The sequence below is a fragment of the Frondihabitans australicus genome, assembly GCF_003634555.1.
Lineage (GTDB): Bacteria > Actinomycetota > Actinomycetes > Actinomycetales > Microbacteriaceae > Frondihabitans > Frondihabitans australicus.
Genome location: NZ_RBKS01000001.1, coordinates 1,306,797 through 1,322,647, shown reverse-complemented (window position 1 = coordinate 1,322,647; position 15,851 = coordinate 1,306,797). Strand labels below are relative to the sequence as shown.

13 protein-coding genes are annotated in these 15,851 nt (G+C 72.2%); all 13 read right to left on the bottom strand.

The features are described from left to right. Positions 1-32 precede the first annotated feature (32 nt). Complete coding sequence (locus tag C8E83_RS06070) at positions 33-1,409, bottom strand: RsmB/NOP family class I SAM-dependent RNA methyltransferase (protein ID WP_121368897.1); 1,377 nt, start codon at positions 1,407-1,409, stop codon at positions 33-35. Continuing rightward, a complete protein-coding gene (fmt, locus tag C8E83_RS06065; protein WP_121368896.1) occupies positions 1,406-2,398 on the bottom strand; it encodes a methionyl-tRNA formyltransferase in 993 nt (330 codons plus the stop codon). The genes C8E83_RS06070 and fmt overlap by 4 nt, the downstream gene beginning before the upstream one ends. A 16-nt stretch (positions 2,399-2,414) precedes the next feature. Beyond that, the gene (locus tag C8E83_RS06060) at positions 2,415-4,475 is read right to left on the bottom strand and encodes a primosomal protein N' family DNA-binding protein (protein WP_121368895.1); all 2,061 of its coding nucleotides are present in this window, start codon (positions 4,473-4,475) and stop codon (positions 2,415-2,417) included. 13 nt (positions 4,476-4,488) lie between these two features. Continuing rightward, positions 4,489-5,709, bottom strand: a complete 1,221-nt coding sequence (gene metK / locus C8E83_RS06055) for a methionine adenosyltransferase (protein WP_121368894.1) — start codon at positions 5,707-5,709, stop codon at positions 4,489-4,491. A 236-nt stretch (positions 5,710-5,945) separates the two neighbouring features. Beyond that, a complete protein-coding gene (gene rpoZ, locus C8E83_RS06050; RefSeq protein WP_121368893.1) occupies positions 5,946-6,215 on the bottom strand; it encodes a DNA-directed RNA polymerase subunit omega in 270 nt (89 codons plus the stop codon). Between the two features lie 8 nt (positions 6,216-6,223). After that, a complete protein-coding gene (gmk, locus tag C8E83_RS06045; RefSeq protein WP_121368892.1) occupies positions 6,224-7,144 on the bottom strand; it encodes a guanylate kinase in 921 nt (306 codons plus the stop codon). Further along, positions 7,141-7,983, bottom strand: coding sequence for an orotidine-5'-phosphate decarboxylase (gene pyrF / locus C8E83_RS06040; RefSeq protein ID WP_121368891.1), 843 nt, complete (start codon positions 7,981-7,983; stop codon positions 7,141-7,143). Before pyrF ends, gmk begins: the two co-directional genes overlap by 4 nt. Next, complete coding sequence (gene carB, locus C8E83_RS06035; RefSeq protein ID WP_121368890.1) at positions 7,980-11,279, bottom strand: carbamoyl-phosphate synthase large subunit; 3,300 nt, start codon at positions 11,277-11,279, stop codon at positions 7,980-7,982. The genes pyrF and carB overlap by 4 nt, the downstream gene beginning before the upstream one ends. Then, the gene (gene carA / locus C8E83_RS06030) at positions 11,279-12,448 is read right to left on the bottom strand and encodes a glutamine-hydrolyzing carbamoyl-phosphate synthase small subunit (RefSeq protein WP_121368889.1); all 1,170 of its coding nucleotides are present in this window, start codon (positions 12,446-12,448) and stop codon (positions 11,279-11,281) included. The genes carB and carA overlap by 1 nt, the downstream gene beginning before the upstream one ends. Then, complete coding sequence (locus C8E83_RS06025) at positions 12,445-12,963, bottom strand: PH-like domain-containing protein (RefSeq protein WP_121368888.1); 519 nt, start codon at positions 12,961-12,963, stop codon at positions 12,445-12,447. The genes carA and C8E83_RS06025 overlap by 4 nt, the downstream gene beginning before the upstream one ends. Then, complete coding sequence (locus C8E83_RS06020) at positions 12,960-14,339, bottom strand: dihydroorotase (protein WP_121368887.1); 1,380 nt, start codon at positions 14,337-14,339, stop codon at positions 12,960-12,962. The genes C8E83_RS06025 and C8E83_RS06020 overlap by 4 nt, the downstream gene beginning before the upstream one ends. Further along, positions 14,336-15,304, bottom strand: a complete 969-nt coding sequence (locus C8E83_RS06015; RefSeq protein WP_121368886.1) for an aspartate carbamoyltransferase catalytic subunit — start codon at positions 15,302-15,304, stop codon at positions 14,336-14,338. Before C8E83_RS06015 ends, C8E83_RS06020 begins: the two co-directional genes overlap by 4 nt. Next, entirely contained in the window at positions 15,301-15,846 is a 546-nt protein-coding gene (gene pyrR / locus C8E83_RS06010) for a bifunctional pyr operon transcriptional regulator/uracil phosphoribosyltransferase PyrR (RefSeq protein WP_121368885.1), read from the bottom strand. The genes C8E83_RS06015 and pyrR overlap by 4 nt, the downstream gene beginning before the upstream one ends. Positions 15,847-15,851 lie beyond the last annotated feature (5 nt).

The following is a 15,851-nucleotide window of genomic DNA, read 5'->3' as shown; positions in this document are numbered from 1 at the left end:
GCCTACCGGGGGCTTTCGGCGTGTTTCGCCGGTCAGCCGCGGACGAGCAGGGAGATGAACATGGCGTCGGTGGCGTGCCGGTGCGGCCACAGCTGGGCGAACGGCCCCGGCCCCAGGTCGAGCGGCGCCGTGGCGATGCCGCCGAGCACCGCGGGCGCGTCGAGCAGCGTGACGTCACCGCCGTCGCGGGCGAACCGCTTCACTCCCCCGTCGACGATAGCCCGTGTCTCCGCGAGGTGCGGCGAGCACGTGACGTACGCGAGAGTGCCGCCGGGCTTCAGCGCGGCGAGGCCGGACGCCAGGAGCCGCACCTGAAGGGCCGCGAGGTCGGCCACGTCGCGCGGCTGCTTGCGCCAGCGGGCCTCGGGCCGGCGGCGGAGGGCCCCGAGGCCGGTACAGGGGGCGTCGAGCAGGATGCGGTCGTACGACGCCGGCTCCTGCGCCCCGATCTCGGCCGCGTCGCCCTGCCGCACCTCGACGCCCTCGAGCCCGGAGGCCGCGAGGGCCTGCCGCACCAGGCCCACGCGCCCGGGAACGAGCTCGTTCGCGACGAGGGTCGCCCCGCCCGCCTGGGCCTCGGCGGCGAGCAGCGCCGCCTTGCCGCCGGGGCCCGCGCACATGTCGAGCCAGCGCTCGCCCGCAGTGATCGGCGCGACTCGCGAGAGGGCGAGAGCCGCGAGCTGCGAACCTTCATCTTGCACTCGAACCTTGCCGGCCTTCACCGAGGGCAGAGCCGCAGGATCCCCGGGCGGTGCCGTGACCGCGACCGGCGACCAGCGCCCCGGCTCGACGCCAGCGACCGCGCCGGGTTCGTCGAGCCCGGGCAGCGCCACCAGGCTCACCCTCGGAGGCACGTTGTCGGCCGCGAGCAGCTCGCCGAGCTCGTCGGCCCGGCCCTCGGCGGCGAGGGCGCCGCGGAGCGCCCGGACGACCCACTCGGGGTGCGAGAACTCGGCGGCGAGGCGGGCGTCGACACCCTCGGCGGCGTCGAGGACGCGCGCACGCCAGGACTCGGGGGTGTCGCGCGAGATGGTGCGGAGGACGCCGTTCACGAAGCCCGACGCCTGTCCCTTGCCGGCGTCGCGGACCTGCGTGACCGACTCGTCGACGGCGGCGTGGCTCGCGACGCGGGTCGCCAGCAGCTGGTGCGTGCCGAGCCGCAGGACGTCGAGCACGGCCGGGTCGATCTTCGCGGTCGGGCGGCGCGCGGCGAGCTCGATGACGCGGTCGTAGTAGCCCTGCATGCGGAGGGTGCCGTAGGTCAGCTCGGTCGCCAGGCCGGCGTCCTTCGCGTCGAGCCGCGCCTTCGCGATGCGCTGCGGCAGGAGGAGGTTCGCGTAGGCGTCGTCCTGCTCGACGGCGCGGATGACCTCGAGGGCGACGCGGCGCGCGGGCTGGACGCGGCTCACGAGGCGGCCCCGGTCGCCGATGCGGTGCCGGGCGCGGCGGGGCCGTCGGCCTCGGCCGCCGGGTCGTCGACGCGCAGAGTCTCTCGCGAGGCGACGCCCCGGAGCCAGTCCGCCGCCGCCATCGGCTTCTTGCCGGCGGGCTGCACGGTGACGAGCTCGAGGGCGCCGCCGCCGGCGCCGAGGAGCGCGCGCCGACCGTCGAGCAGGAAGGCTCCGGCGGGGACGGCCGGGGTGCCGGGGCCGGCGGGCTTCGCGGCGAGGAGCTTGAGCCGGGCTCCTGCGACCTCGACGAAGGCGCCGGGCTCGGGGGTGACGCCCCGGAAGCGGTCGTAGACGGCGGCGGCGGGCTGCGAGGGGTCGAGGCGGGCGTCGTCGAGTGTGAGCTTCGGGGCGAGAGTGACGTCGCCCTGCTGCTCGACGGGCGTCGACGTGCCGGCGCCGATCTCGTCGACGACCCGCGACAGCAGCAGCGCGCCCGAGATGGCGAGCTCGCCGAGGAGCACGCCCGCGGTCTCGTCGCCGTGGAGAGGCTTGGTGATCTGCCCGTGGACGACGCCCGCGTCGAGCTCGGGCACCAGCTGGAAGACGGCCGCGCCGGTCTCGGTGTCGCCCGCGATCAGCGCCCGCTGTACGGGAGCGGCGCCCCGCCAGCGGGGCAGGAGCGAGAAGTGTAGGTTGATCCAGCCGAGGCGCAGCGTCGAGAGCAGAGGTTCGCGCAAGAGGGCGCCGTAGGCGACGATGACGCCCAGGTCGGCCTGCGTCTCGACAATCGCGCTCGTGACCTCGTCGGTGATGCGGCGGGCCTTGATGACCGGGATGCCGAGCTCTGCGGCGGCGTCGGCGACCGGTGTCGGCGTCAGCACCCGCTTGCGGCCCTGCGGCGTGTCGTCGCGGGTGAGGACGGCCGCGACCTCGTGGTCGGGCGAGGCCGCGAGGGCGCGGAGCGACGGGACGGCGGCGGCGGGAGAGCCCGCGAAGACGAGACGCAAGAAGAGGCTTTCGGTGTCAGTCGGAGAACGGCTCGACGTCGTCGAACCGCACTCTGAGTGTAGGAGGGGCGACGCGGCGACCGTCGTCGCGCGAGCCCTTGGGCGGCCGGCGGCGGTCGGTCGCGGCGCGGATCACCTGGCTGCGCAGGAGCCGCGCGACGTCCGCCCCCTGCGCGTAGTCGAAGCGCACGATCGCCCGCACGGTGCCTCCCGGCACGTCGACCGGGCCGAGGACCTCGTGCCGCGCGGCCTCGGGCAGGGCGTCGACGGCCTTCTCGACCACGGCCGTCTGCCCGGTCAGAGTCGCCACCCGCACTGCGGGCGGGAACCGCAGGTGCCGCCGGTCGGCGAGCTCGGTCGAGACGAAGCGCGGCAGGGTCCAGGTCGCGAGGGCGGAGGCGAGGGCTCCCCCGACGCCGACCAGGTGCACGGGCGCCCGGTGCGCCGCGAGGGCGATGGCGTCGGACCACCAGCGCAGGCAGTCTTCCGCCACGCGCAGGCTCTCGCGGGCGAGCATGCGCTCACCGTCGAGCAGCAGGATCGCCCGATACCCGCCTGGAGCGACCGGCTCGGCCCCGCGGGTCGCCACCACGATCGCCGGCTCGTCGTCGACCCGGGTGATCTGCCGCGAGCCGTCGGAGACGACGACCTTCACCCCGGGGAACGCCCGGCCGAGCTCGTCGGCGGTGCGGCCGGCGCCGGTGCCGATCGAGCGCATCGTCGTGTTCTCGCAGGTCTGGCAGTGCCAGCCGACCGCGAGGGCGCCGCACCAGGCGCAGGCGGGGACGGCGCCGGAGTCGTGCTTCTGCAGCGGCCCCGAGCACTTCAGGCAGCGGGCGACGTCGCCGCACTCGGCGCAGGCCAGGCGCGGTGCGTAGCCGGGGTGGGCGACCTGCACGAGCACGGGGCCGAACTCGACCGCGGCTTTGGCCGACGCCCAGGCCGACGACGGGATGCGGGCGTTGGCGGCGAAGCCCTCGCTCGACCCCTGCTGCATCGTCGGGATCACGTGCGGCTGGTAGCGCGGGTCGGGCAGCACCTCGATGAGCCAGCCGATCTCGACCAGCCGCTGCACGTCGGTCGAGCGCGCGTGGCCGGCGAACACCAGCGCGGCGTTCTGCTGCTCGGCACGCAGCAGCGCGGTGTCGCGGGCGTGGACGTACGGCGCGAGAGGTTCGGAGTAGAGCGGGTCGCCGTCGTCCCACACCGCGATCAGGCCGAGACGCTCGGACGGCGCCAGCAGCACCGAGCGGTTGCCGACGAGCACCAGCGCCTCGTCGCCTCGCGCCCGCAGCATCGCCCGGTAGCGCTCCGGGTTCGACTGCTTGGCGTCGAGCCGCACGATGCGCGCGCGCGGCACCACGGCCTCGAGGGCGGTCACGAGCTGCTCCTGGTCGCGGTAGTCGGGGACGGCCAGGATCGCGTTCTCGCCCTCGGCGACCGTCATCGCCGCCAGGGTCGCCAGCGTCGCGGCCCAGCGGCCGACCCAGAGGTTCGGGGGCGTGGGGGTGTCGCCGGGAGGGGTGGCGCGTGCTCCTGCGCCCTCGGGGTCTTCTGCCCCGGCGGCCGGCGACAGCTCGACCAGCAGCGGCACCGCGTCGAGTGCGAGCCGCGCGCGGGCGCGGAGGGCGGCACGCAGGTCGGTCGAGCGGTAGCCCGCCACGGCCTCGGGTGCCGTGACGACGGGCAGGGGCGCAGGAGCCGAGGCACCCTCGGCCCGAGCCGCCAGCCACTGCTTCTCGACCCGCACCTGTCTCGTGGGCACGGCCAGCCGCAGCACGTCGCTCGCTGATCCGCCGGCGCGGTCGGCGACCGCCCTGGCCAGGCGCCACACCTCGGGCGCGAGCACCGGCACCGTCGAGATGATCTCGTCGACCTCGCTCAGCGTGCCCTCGTGCTCGCTCGTGTCGACCACCTCGACGACGAACGCGTCGGCCATGCGGCCGGCGGTGCGGAGCGGCACGCGAACGCGCATGCCCGGACCGATGTCGGCCGCGAGCTTCGCCGGCACGGCGTAGTCGAAGAGCCGGTCGAGCTGCGGCAGCGGGGTGTCGACCAGCACCCGCGCGACAGCCACGGGCTCGCGCCCTCTAGGCGGCGGGGGCGAGCCCGGCAGCGGCGCGGAGGGCGTCGACGCGGTCGAGGTGCTCCCACGTGAAGTCGGGCAGGTCGCGGCCGAAGTGGCCGTAGGTGGCCGTCTGCCCGTAGATCGGGCGGAGGAGGTCGAGGTCGCGGATGATCGCGGCCGGTCGGAGGTCGAAGACCTCGCCGATGGCTCGGATGATCGTCTCGTCGTCGACGTGGTTCGTGCCGAACGTCTCGACGTAGAGGCCGACCGGTGCGGCGCGGCCGATCGCGTAGGCGACCTGCACCTCGAGGCGGTCGGCGAGGCCGGCCGCGACGGCGTTCTTGGCCACCCAGCGCATGGCGTAGGCGGCCGATCGGTCGACCTTCGAGGGGTCTTTGCCCGAGAAGGCGCCGCCGCCGTGACGGGACGCGCCGCCGTAGGTGTCGACGATCACCTTCCGCCCCGTGAGGCCGGCGTCGCCCTGCGGACCGCCGATCTCGAACCGGCCGGTCGGGTTGATGATGAACGTGGTCTCGGAGGTGTCGAGGCCGGGTGCCTCGGCGGCGAGGACGGGCCTGATGACGTGCTCGATGACCTCGCGCTCGAGGTCGAGCATCGACACCTGCGGCGAGTGCTGCGTCGACAGCACCACGGTGTCGACCGTGACGGGTGTGGTGCCGTCGTAGCCGATCGTGACCTGGGTCTTGCCGTCGGGGCGCAGGTAGCCGAGGAGGCCCTCCTTGCGGACGGCGCTGAGTCGCTCGGCGAGGCGGTGGGCGAGCCAGATCGGGAGCGGCATGAGCTGCGGCGTCTCGGTCGTGGCGAAGCCGAACATGATGCCCTGGTCGCCGGCGCCCTGCTGGCTCAGACGGTCGTCGTCGCCCCCCGTGCGGGCTTCGAGCGCCACGTCGACGCCCTGTGCGATGTCGGGCGACTGGGCGCCGATGGAGACCTCGACGCCGCAGGTGCGGCCGTCGAACGAGACCGACGAGTCGTTGTAGCCGATGCCCGTGATGAGGTCGCGCACGATGGTCGGGATGTCGACGTAGCCGGTGGTCGTGACCTCGCCCGCGACGTGCACGAGGCCCGTGGTGACCAGCGTCTCGACCGCCACGCGACTGTGCGGGTCGACGGCGAGGAGGGCGTCGAGGATGCCGTCGGAGATCTGGTCGCAGATCTTGTCGGGGTGGCCCTCGGTGACCGACTCGGACGTGAACAGGCGGAGATCGCGGGTGCGTGTCAAGGATTCCTCAAGGTGGTGCGGTGGCGGCTGCCGTTCGGCTCATCCAGCCTAGCGCCGCCCTCCGACAGGGCTTCCTGCGTGACGCCGAGTGGCACGACAGGGCTGATCGACGCCGCCATCATCAACGTTTTCGTGCCACTCGGCGGCGCGAGGGCGGGACGGGGGCGGGGCGGCCGGGCGGCACGACGAAGGCGGGCCGCCCGGAGAGGGACGGCCCGCCTTCGTGGACGCTGCGGCTACTCGGCGGGAGCGACCTCGAGCGGCTTCGAGGTCAGCTTGTCCTCGTTGATCTCGTGCATCGCGACCGAGAGGGGCTTGTCGTCGATCGTGGAGTCGACGAGCGGGCCCACGTTGTCGAACAGGCTCCCCTCGTGAAGGTCGGCGTAGTAGTCGTTGATCTGACGCGCGCGCTTCGACGCGAAGATGACGAGCGCGTACTTCGACTCGACCTTCGAGAGCAGGTCGTCGATGGGCGGGTCGATGATGCCCTTGGTCCTGTCGGCCATGGTGCCTCCTAGAGTTCTGGTTGCCGGAGGGCGCGCGAGTGCGCCGCAGGCAATGCCATCAAGTCTACGACCTCCTGGGCGGCTTGGGCGACGTCGCTGTTCACGACTTTCGCGTCGAACTCGTCCTGGGCGGCGAGTTCGACCTTCGCGGTCTCGAGACGACGCTGCTGCTCGGCCTTGTCCTCGGTGCCGCGGCCGATGAGGCGGCGCACCAGTTCTTCCCAGGTCGGGGGCAGCAGGAACACCAGGACGGCCTCCGGCATCACGGCCCGCACCTGGCGTGCTCCCTGCAGGTCGATCTCGAGGAGCACGCTCCGGCCGCGGTCGAGAGCCGCGTCGATCGGCGGACGCGGCGTGCCGTAGCGGAACGAGTTGTGAACGGTGGCGTACTCGAGCAGCTCGTGCTCGGCGATCATCCGGTCGAACTCGGCGTCGTCGACGAAGTAGTAGTGCACGCCGTCGACCTCGCCCGGCCTCGGCTTGCGCGTCGTGGCCGAGATGGAGAGGTGGACGTCGGGGTAGTTGTCGCGGATGTAGCTCGACACGGTGCCCTTGCCGACGGCCGTCGGGCCGGCCAGCACGACGAGGCGCGACTTGAGTCGCCCCCTCGACTCCCGCTGCTGCAGCCACGTCGACAGCGTCGCCCGCTGACGGACGCCGAGGCCTCCGACGCGCTTCGACTCGGCGATGCCGAGCTGCTCCATGATCCGAGCGACGCGGGTCGGGCCGATGCCCGGGATGCTCGTGAGCAGTTCGCGCACGCGCAGCGTCGCCTCGGGTGCGGTCGCCTCCCCGGCCCAGCCGGCGTCCGCCACCTCGAGCGCGGTGCGGGTGCGGTCGGCGACGTCTCGCTTCACGGCGGCACGGGCGCGCCGTGCGGCGACGGCGGCCTTCGCGGCTGCGGCACGGTCGACCGGCGGCGGGGTCATGCGAGGCACGAGGCCACCTCTCGGTTCGCCTCGTCGATCGCCGCGGCGACGCCTGCGGGGCCGCCCTGCGCGATCGACCGCGACGCGGAGACGAGGACGGCGCCCGCGGCGGGGCCGTACAGGCGCGCGACGTCGGAGTAGAGCGCACCCTGCGCCCCGAAGCCGGGCGCGAGGATCGGCGTCGTGGTCAGGCGGCCGAGGTCGATGCCGTACTCCCCGAGGTCGAGGGTGGCGCCGAGCACGAGGCCGACGGAGCCGAGAGTGTCTGATCCTGCGGCCTGGTTGTCGGAGAGCACGTCGTCGACGATACCGGCCGCGACGGTCGCTCCCGACGCCAGACGTGCCGTCTGCGTGAGATGCGCCTCGGGATTCGAGGTCGCGGCGAGCACGAACACGCCGCGGCCCGTCGCGCGCGCCTTGGCGAGGAACCCGGTGTTGGCGCCGAGGCCCTGGTAGGTCGCCACGGTGACCGCGTCGACGCGGAGAGGCGAGGAGTCGTCGAGCCACGCGTCGCCGTACGAGTCCATGGTCGTGCCGATGTCGCCGCGTTTCGCGTCGCCGATGACGAGCAGATCGGTGTCGCGCGCGGCGGCCAGCACGGCCTCCAGCGCGACGAACCCGGCCGAGCCGTAGCGCTCGTAGAACGCCACCTGGGGCTTGACCACCGCGGCGCGCCCGGCGGCCGCGTCGACGAGACGCAGACCGAACTCGCGGGCGCCGGAGGCGTCGACCGGCAGCCCCCACTCGGTCAGCAGGTAGGGGTGCGGGTCGATGCCGACGCACAGCTGCCCGGCCCGGCCGAACGAGTCGGCGAGCCGGGCACCGAACGCTGAGGTCACTTGACCGCCTCGGCCTCGCGCACGAGTGCGGCCTGCCGCTCGCGCTCGTAGTCCTGCAGGCTGGTGACGTCGTAGCCGGTGTGCGTGGACTCGATCGAGGCCACGGCCACGCCGAGCTGGGCGATGGTCGTGAACAGCGCCTTGTCGGCGGCGACCGTCGCGGCCCGGATCTCGTAGCCGTCGGCGCGACCCGACGAGCCGGTCGGCGTGTTCACCACGATGTCGACCTCGTCGCGGTTGATGAGGTCGACGACGCTCTCGCCGCCCTCCGAGAACTTGCCGACGACCTTCGCCTTGATCCCGTTGCGCACGAGCACCGTCGCGGTGCCCTCGGTCGCGAGGATCTCGAAGCCGAGCTGCTGGAGGCGCAGGATCGGCAGAACGATCGCGCGCTTGTCGTGATCCGCCACCGAGACGAACACGACGCCCTTCGACGGGATGCCGCCGTACGCGGCGTCCTGGCTCTTCGCGAACGCCCGCGGGAAGTCGCGGTCGATGCCCATGACCTCGCCGGTGGAGCGCATCTCCGGGCTGAGGACGGAGTCCACGACCTGGCCCTCGACCGTGCGGAAGCGCTTGAACGGCAGCACGGCCTCCTTCACCGAGATCGGCGAGTCGAGTGGAACGTCGGAGCCGTCGCGCACGGGCAGGAGGCCCGACTCGACAAGCGAGCGGATCGAGTGCCCGACCATGACGAGCGAGGCGGCCTTCGCCAGCGGGATGCCGAGCGCCTTCGACACGAACGGCACGGTGCGGCTCGCGCGCGGGTTCGCCTCGAGCACGTAGAGCACGCCTGCGGCGATCGCGAACTGCACGTTGAGCAGGCCCGACACGCCGATGCCCTGGGCGATGGCGAGCGTCGCCTCGCGGACTCGGGCGATCTCGCCCTTGCCGAGGGTGACCGGCGGCAGGGTGCAGCTCGAGTCGCCGGAGTGGATTCCGGCCTCCTCGATGTGCTCCATGATCCCGCCGATGTAGAGCTCGTCGCCGTCGTAGAGGGCGTCGACGTCGATCTCGACCGCGTCGTCCAGGAAGCGGTCGACGAGCAGCGGCTGGCCGGGGCCGATGATCACCTGGTCTTTGACCCTGGTGAAGTAGTCGCTCAGGAGCTCGGACGAGTACACGATCTCCATGCCGCGGCCGCCGAGCACGTACGACGGCCGCACGAGCACCGGATAGCCGATCTCTTCCGCGACGGCGATGGCCGTGGCCGCGTCGGTGCCGATCCCGTTGCGGGGCGCGAGCAGGCCGGCCTGCTCGAGGATCTGCGAGAAGAGGCCACGCTCTTCGGCCGAGTCGATCGCGTCGGGCGTGGTGCCCAGGATCGGCACGCCCGCCGCGGCGAGGCCCTGCGCGAGCCCGAGAGCCGTCTGGCCGCCGAGCTGCACGACGACGCCGACGAGCTCGCCGGAGGCGCTCTCGGCGTGGATGACCTCGAGGACGTCCTCCAGGGTCAGCGGCTCGAAGTAGAGCCGGTCGCTGGTGTCGTAGTCGGTCGAGACCGTCTCGGGGTTGCAGTTGATCATGATCGTCTCGAAGCCGGCGTCGGAGAGCGCGAAGGACGCGTGCACGCACGAGTAGTCGAACTCGACGCCCTGCCCGATGCGGTTCGGGCCGGAGCCGAGGATGATCACCTTGCGACGGTCGGACGGCGCCACCTCGGTCTCGAAGTCGTACGACGAGTAGTGGTACGGCGTGAGCGCCGGGAACTCGCCGGCGCACGTGTCGACGGTCTTGTAGACCGGGCGCAGACCCAGGTAGTGGCGGTGGTCGCGGATGTCGTGCTCCTGCCGACCGCGCAGCTGCGCGATCTGGGCGTCGCTGAACCCGTGGTCCTTCGCCTCGGCCATCGTGTCGTAGTCGAGCTCGTCGGCGTTCTTCACGCGCTCGGCGACCTCGTTGATCAGCACGATCTGGTCGACGAACCAGGGGTCGATCTTGGTCGCCTCGAACACCTGCTCGGGGGTGGCGCCGGCGCGCAGGGCCTGCTGGACGGTGACGATGCGGCCGTCGGTCGGCGTGGCGGCGAGCTCCAGGAGCTCCGACACGCTGCCGGGGTGACCCTCCCAGTGGAAGCTGGAGCCGCGCTTCTCGAGCGAGCGCAGCGCCTTCTGCAGGGCGGTCGTGTAGTTGCGGCCGATCGCCATGGCCTCGCCGACGCTCTTCATCGTCGTGGTGAGCGTGGTGTCGGCGGCGGGGAACTTCTCGAAGGCGAACCGCGGCACCTTGACCACGACGTAGTCGAGGGTCGGCTCGAACGACGCCGGGGTGACCTTGGTGATGTCGTTCGGGATCTCGTCGAGGCGGTAGCCGATGGCCAGCTTCGCGGCGATCTTCGCGATCGGAAAGCCGGTCGCCTTCGAGGCGAGGGCGCTCGATCGCGACACGCGGGGGTTCATCTCGATGACGATGATGCGGCCGTTGGCCGGGTCGACGGCGAACTGGATGTTGCAGCCGCCGGTGTCGACGCCCACGCGGCGGATGATGTCGATGCCGATGTCGCGCATCCGCTGGTACTCGCGGTCGGTGAGCGTGAGCGCGGGCGCCACCGTGATCGAGTCGCCGGTGTGGACGCCGACCGGGTCGACGTTCTCGATCGAGCAGATCACGACCGTGTTGTCGGCCGTGTCGCGCATGAGCTCGAGCTCGTACTCCTTCCAGCCGAGGATCGACTCCTCGAGGAGCACCTCGGTGGTCGGGCTGGAGTGGAGACCGTCGGTCACCATGCGGATCAGCTCGTCGCGGGTGTGCGCGAAGCCGGAGCCGAGGCCGCCCATGGTGAAGCTGGGGCGGACGACGAGCGGGTAGCCGAGGTCGTCGGCGGCCGTGATCGCCTCGTCGAGGGTGTGAGTGATGTGCGAGCGGGCCACCTCGGCTCCGGACTCGATCACCAGGTCTTTGAAGATCTGCCGGTCTTCGCCGCGGTTGATCGCGTCGACCTTCGCGCCGATGAGCTCGACGCCGTGCTTGGCGAGGATGCCCTCCTTGTCGAGGGCGATCGCCGCGTTGAGCGCGGTCTGGCCGCCGAGGGTCGGCAGGATCGCGTCGGGGCGCTCCTTCACGATGATCGCCTCGAGGATCTCGGAGGTGATCGGCTCGATGTAGGTCGCGTCGGCGAAGCCGGGGTCGGTCATGATCGTCGCCGGGTTCGGGTTCACGAGGATCACGCGGACGCCCTCCTCGCGGAGGACGCGGCAGGCCTGCGTGCCCGAGTAGTCGAACTCGGCGGCCTGGCCGATGACGATGGGGCCGGAGCCGATGACGAGGACGGAGTTGATGTCGGGGCGCTTGGGCATCAGAGGCTTTCGGTGGAGGTCTGGCTGCCGGACGTGCGCTCGATGACGAGCTGGCGGAACCGGTCGAACAGGTGGTTGGCGTCGTGCGGGCCGGCGGCGGCCTCGGGGTGGTACTGGACGCTGAACGCGGGGATGTCGAGCGCGCGCAGGCCCTCGACCACGTGGTCGTTGAGCGAGAAGTGGCTCACCTCGACCCGGCCGAACCCGGCGGGCGACTCGAGCACGCCGTCGATCGGGGCGTCGACCGCGAAGCCGTGGTTCTGGCTGGTGATCTCGACGGTGCCGGTCGTTTTGTCCCACACCGGCTGGTTGATGCCGCGGTGACCGAACGGCAGCTTGTACGTGCCGAAGCCGAGGGCGCGGCCGAGCAGCTGGTTGCCGAAGCAGATGCCGAAGAACGGCAGCCCGTCGCGCAGGGCCCCCTGCAGCAGCTCGACCTGGGAGTCGGAGGCCGCAGGATCGCCGGGACCGTTCGAGTAGAAGAGGGCGTCTGGCCCGATCTCGCGCAGCTCGGCGGAGGTCAGCGACTGCGGCAGGACCATGACGTCGAAGCCGCGCTCGGAGAGGTAGCGCACGGTCGACGTCTTCACGCCGAGGTCGAGCACGGCGAGCGAGCCGATGCGCTCGCCCACGGCAGGGACGTCGTACCGCTCGGCGGTCGAGACCTCGCTGGAGAGGTTGAGCCCGCGCATGTCGCGGCCGGCCTTGACGATCTCGAGCATCTCGGCCTCGGGGATCTCGGCCTCGGAGCCGGAGAAGATCCCGGCCTTCATCGAGCCTGTGTCGCGGAGGCGCCGCGTGATCGCGCGGGTGTCGACGCCGCGGATGCCGACGATGCCGTCGTCGACCAGCTGGTCGTCGAGCGTGCCGTCGGCCCGGAAGTTGGAGACGACGCGGCTGGCGTCGCGGACCACGTAGCCGGCCACCCAGATGCGGCGCGACTCGGGGTCCTCGTCGTTCACGCCGGTGTTGCCGATGTGCGGCGCGGTCATGACGACGATCTGCCCGGCGTAGGACGGGTCGGTGAGGGTCTCCTGGTAGCCGGTCATGCCGGTGGCGAAGACCGCTTCGCCGAGGGTGCGGCCGATAGCGCCGTAGGCGCGGCCGGTGAAGCGGCTGCCGTCTTCGAGGACGAGGACTGCGGGGGTGCTGCTGGTGACGGTTGTCACGGGGTGGTGTCTCCTCTGGTGGGGGCTGCGCCTGCCGTGGCGATGAGCGATTCGATGGCGGCGATCAGCGGACGCGGGTCGTCCGGGTCGCGCAGGAAGGTGTCGACGTCGAGGTCGCCGAGGCGCCAGCCGAGCTGCACGAGCCCGTCCGCCTCGACGACGCGGTCGATGGTCCAGGTGGCGCGGCCGACCGAGCGGAGGTCGGCGCGCGGGATCAGGATCGGGGCGACTCCGGCGAGATCGAGCACCACTCCCTCGTCGTGCACCTCGACCACGGCCCGGGCGCGGAACCCGAGGCCGCCGGTGACGATGCGGTCGAGGCGGTTCTGCGCGTTCGCGGTGGCGACGTAGAACAGGTCGCTCGTGTGACGCGGCGTGCCGAGGTCGGCGGGAGCGGGGATCGGGGCGGCGACGCCCGACTGTCGTCGGCCCCGCCGCTTCCAGCCCCAGCGCATGAGCAGGTACACGAGGCCGCAGGCGACCAGGAACCCGGCGCCGATCACCCAGTCGATCATCGGGTCGCTCCTGCGCCGAGTGCCGCGGCCTGCTCGATCTCGGCCGCGTCGAGGACGCGGCCGTCGAGCACGGTGGCGTACCCGGCGTGGAAGGTCGAGATGACGCGCCCGGGCAGCTCGCGATTGAGGTAGGGCGAGTTGGTGCTCTTGCCGGCGAGGTCGTCGACCGAGAAATTCCTGGTCACACTTCGATCGTAGAGCGTGATCTCGGCCGGTGACCCCACGCCGATCGGCTGCCCGTGGCCCTCGACCTGACCGATGCGCGCGGGTGCGGCGGAGAGGATGCGCTCGACGTCGCCCCAGCCGATCAGGCCGGTGTCGACCATCGTCGCCTGGACGACGCTGAGCGCCGACTCGAGGCCGACCATGCCGTTCGCGGCTCCGGCCCACTCGCAGGCCTTCGCCTCTTTGGTGTGCGGGGCGTGGTCGGTGGCGACGATGTCGATCGTGCCGTCGGCCAGGGCCTGGCGAAGGGCCTCGACGTCGTCGGAGCTGCGCAGCGGCGGGTTCACCTTGTAGCGGGCGTCGTAGGTCGCGACGAGGTCTTCGGTCAGGAGCAGGTGGTGCGGCGTGACCTCGGCCGTCACGTCGAACCCGCGCGACTTCGCCCACCGGATCACCTCGACGCTGCCGGCGGTCGACACGTGGCAGACGTGCAGGCGGGCGCCGACGTGGTGAGCCAGCAGGACGTCGCGGGCGATGATCGCCTCCTCGGCGACCGCGGGCCAGCCGCCGAGCCCGAGGGTGGCGGAGAGCTCGCCCTCGTTCATCTGCGCGCCGACGGTGAGCCGGGGCTCCTGCGCGTGCTGCGCGAGCACGCCGCCGAAGCCCTTGATGTACTCGAGCGCGCGACGCATCAGCAGGGGGTCGGCGACGCAGGAGCCGTCGTCCGAGAAGACGCGGACCCTGGCCTTCGACGACGCCATGGCGCCGATCTCGGAGAGATGCGTGCCGGCGAGACCCTGTGACACGGCTCCGATCGGACGCACCGTGACGTAGCCGGCCCGGTCGCCGAGGGCCTGGACCTGCTCGACGACGCCGGCGGTGTCGGCGACGGGCGACGAGTTCGCCATGGCGTTCACCGCCGTGAAGCCGCCCGCCGCCGCGGCACGGGATCCGGTGAGGACGGTCTCGCTGCCCTCGAAGCCGGGTTCGCGCAGGTGCGTGTGCAGGTCGACGAGGCCTGGAAGTGCGAGGAGTCCGTGAGCGTCGATCTCGGTCGCACCGGCCTGGGTGAGGTTCGTGCCCATCGCCTTGACGACGCCCGAGCCGTTGCCGTCGGACCCGATGAGGATGTCGGTCACGCGCCCGTCGGAGAGCTCCGCGCCCTTGACGAGGTAGTCGGCGTGCGCGCCGTTCGCTGCGGTGTCGCTCATTCGGCGCCTCCGTTCGGGCCGGCGCTCTCGCCGGCGAGGGTCAGGTAGAGCACGGCCATCCGGACGGCGACGCCGTTGGTGACCTGCTCGAGGACGGTCGACTGCGGCGAGTCGGCCGCCTCGTCGCTGATCTCGAGGCCGCGATTCATCGGGCCGGGGTGCATGACGAGCGTCGACTCGGGCAGGCGGCGGAACCGCTCGGCCGTGAGGCCCCAGGCGCGCGAGTACTCGCGGCCGTTGGGGAAGAAGGCCTCGTTCATGCGCTCCTGCTGGATGCGCAGCATCATCACGACGTCCGGTGTGACGCGCGCGAGCGCGGCGTCGAGGTCGTAGTCGACGTCGACGCCGAAGACGCCCACGCCGTTCGGCAGCAGGGTCGGCGGGGCGACGAACGTCACGTCGGCGCCGAGCGTCTTCAGCAGCCAGGCGTTCGAGCGGGCGACCCGCGAGTGCAGGATGTCTCCGACGATGAGGACCTTGACGCCGGCCAGGTCGCGGCCCCGCGAGGCTGTGCCGTGGATCCTGCGGCGCATCGTGAACGCGTCGAGGAGAGCCTGCGTGGGGTGCTCGTGCGTGCCGTCGCCGGCGTTCACCACCCCGGCGTCGACCCAGCCGCTCTCGGCGAGCACCCGGGGAGCGCCGGAGGCCGGGTGGCGGATCACGATGCCGTCGGCGCCCATGGCCGCGAGGGTCTGCGCGGTGTCCTTCAGGGACTCGCCCTTCGAGACGCTCGAGCCCTTCGCGGCGAAGTTGATGACGTCGGCGCTGAGGCGCTTCGCCGCGGCCTCGAACGAGATTCGGGTGCGCGTGGAGTCCTCGAAGAACAGGTTGACGACCGTGATGCCGCGGAGCGTCGGCAGCTTGCGGACCTCGCGGGTGGAGACGGCCGCCATGTCCTCGGCGATGTCGAGGATGCGGATCGCGTCGTCGCGGGTGAGGTCGGACGTGCTGAGAAGGTGCTTCACTCCCCCGCCTCCCCGCTGTCGATGACGACCTCGTCGGAGCCGTCGACGTCGTCGACGTGCACGAAGATGCGCTCGGAGGTCGAGGTCGGGAGGTTCTTGCCGACGTAGTCGGCGCGGATCGGCAGCTCGCGGTGGCCGCGGTCGACCAGCACCGCGAGCCGGACGGCGCGCGGCCGCCCGATGGCGCTCAGCGCGTCGAGCGCGGCGCGGATCGTGCGGCCCGAGTAGAGCACGTCGTCGACCAGGACCACGGTCTTGCCGTCGATGCCACCCTCGGGCACGCTCGTCGGCCGGGGCGCACGCGTCGGCTGTCGCCGCAGGTCGTCGCGGTAGAGGGTCGCGTCGATCGCCCCGACCGGGACGGACTGACCGGAGATGTCGGCGAGGGCCGCGGCGACTCGATCGCCGAGGAAGACCCCTCGCGTGGGGATGCCCATGACGACGAGGTCGTCGGCCCCCTTGTTGCCCTCGAGGATCTCGTGGGCGATGCGCGTGAGCGCGCGTGTGATGTCAGCCTGATTCAGCACTGTTCTGGTGCTCAACCGGA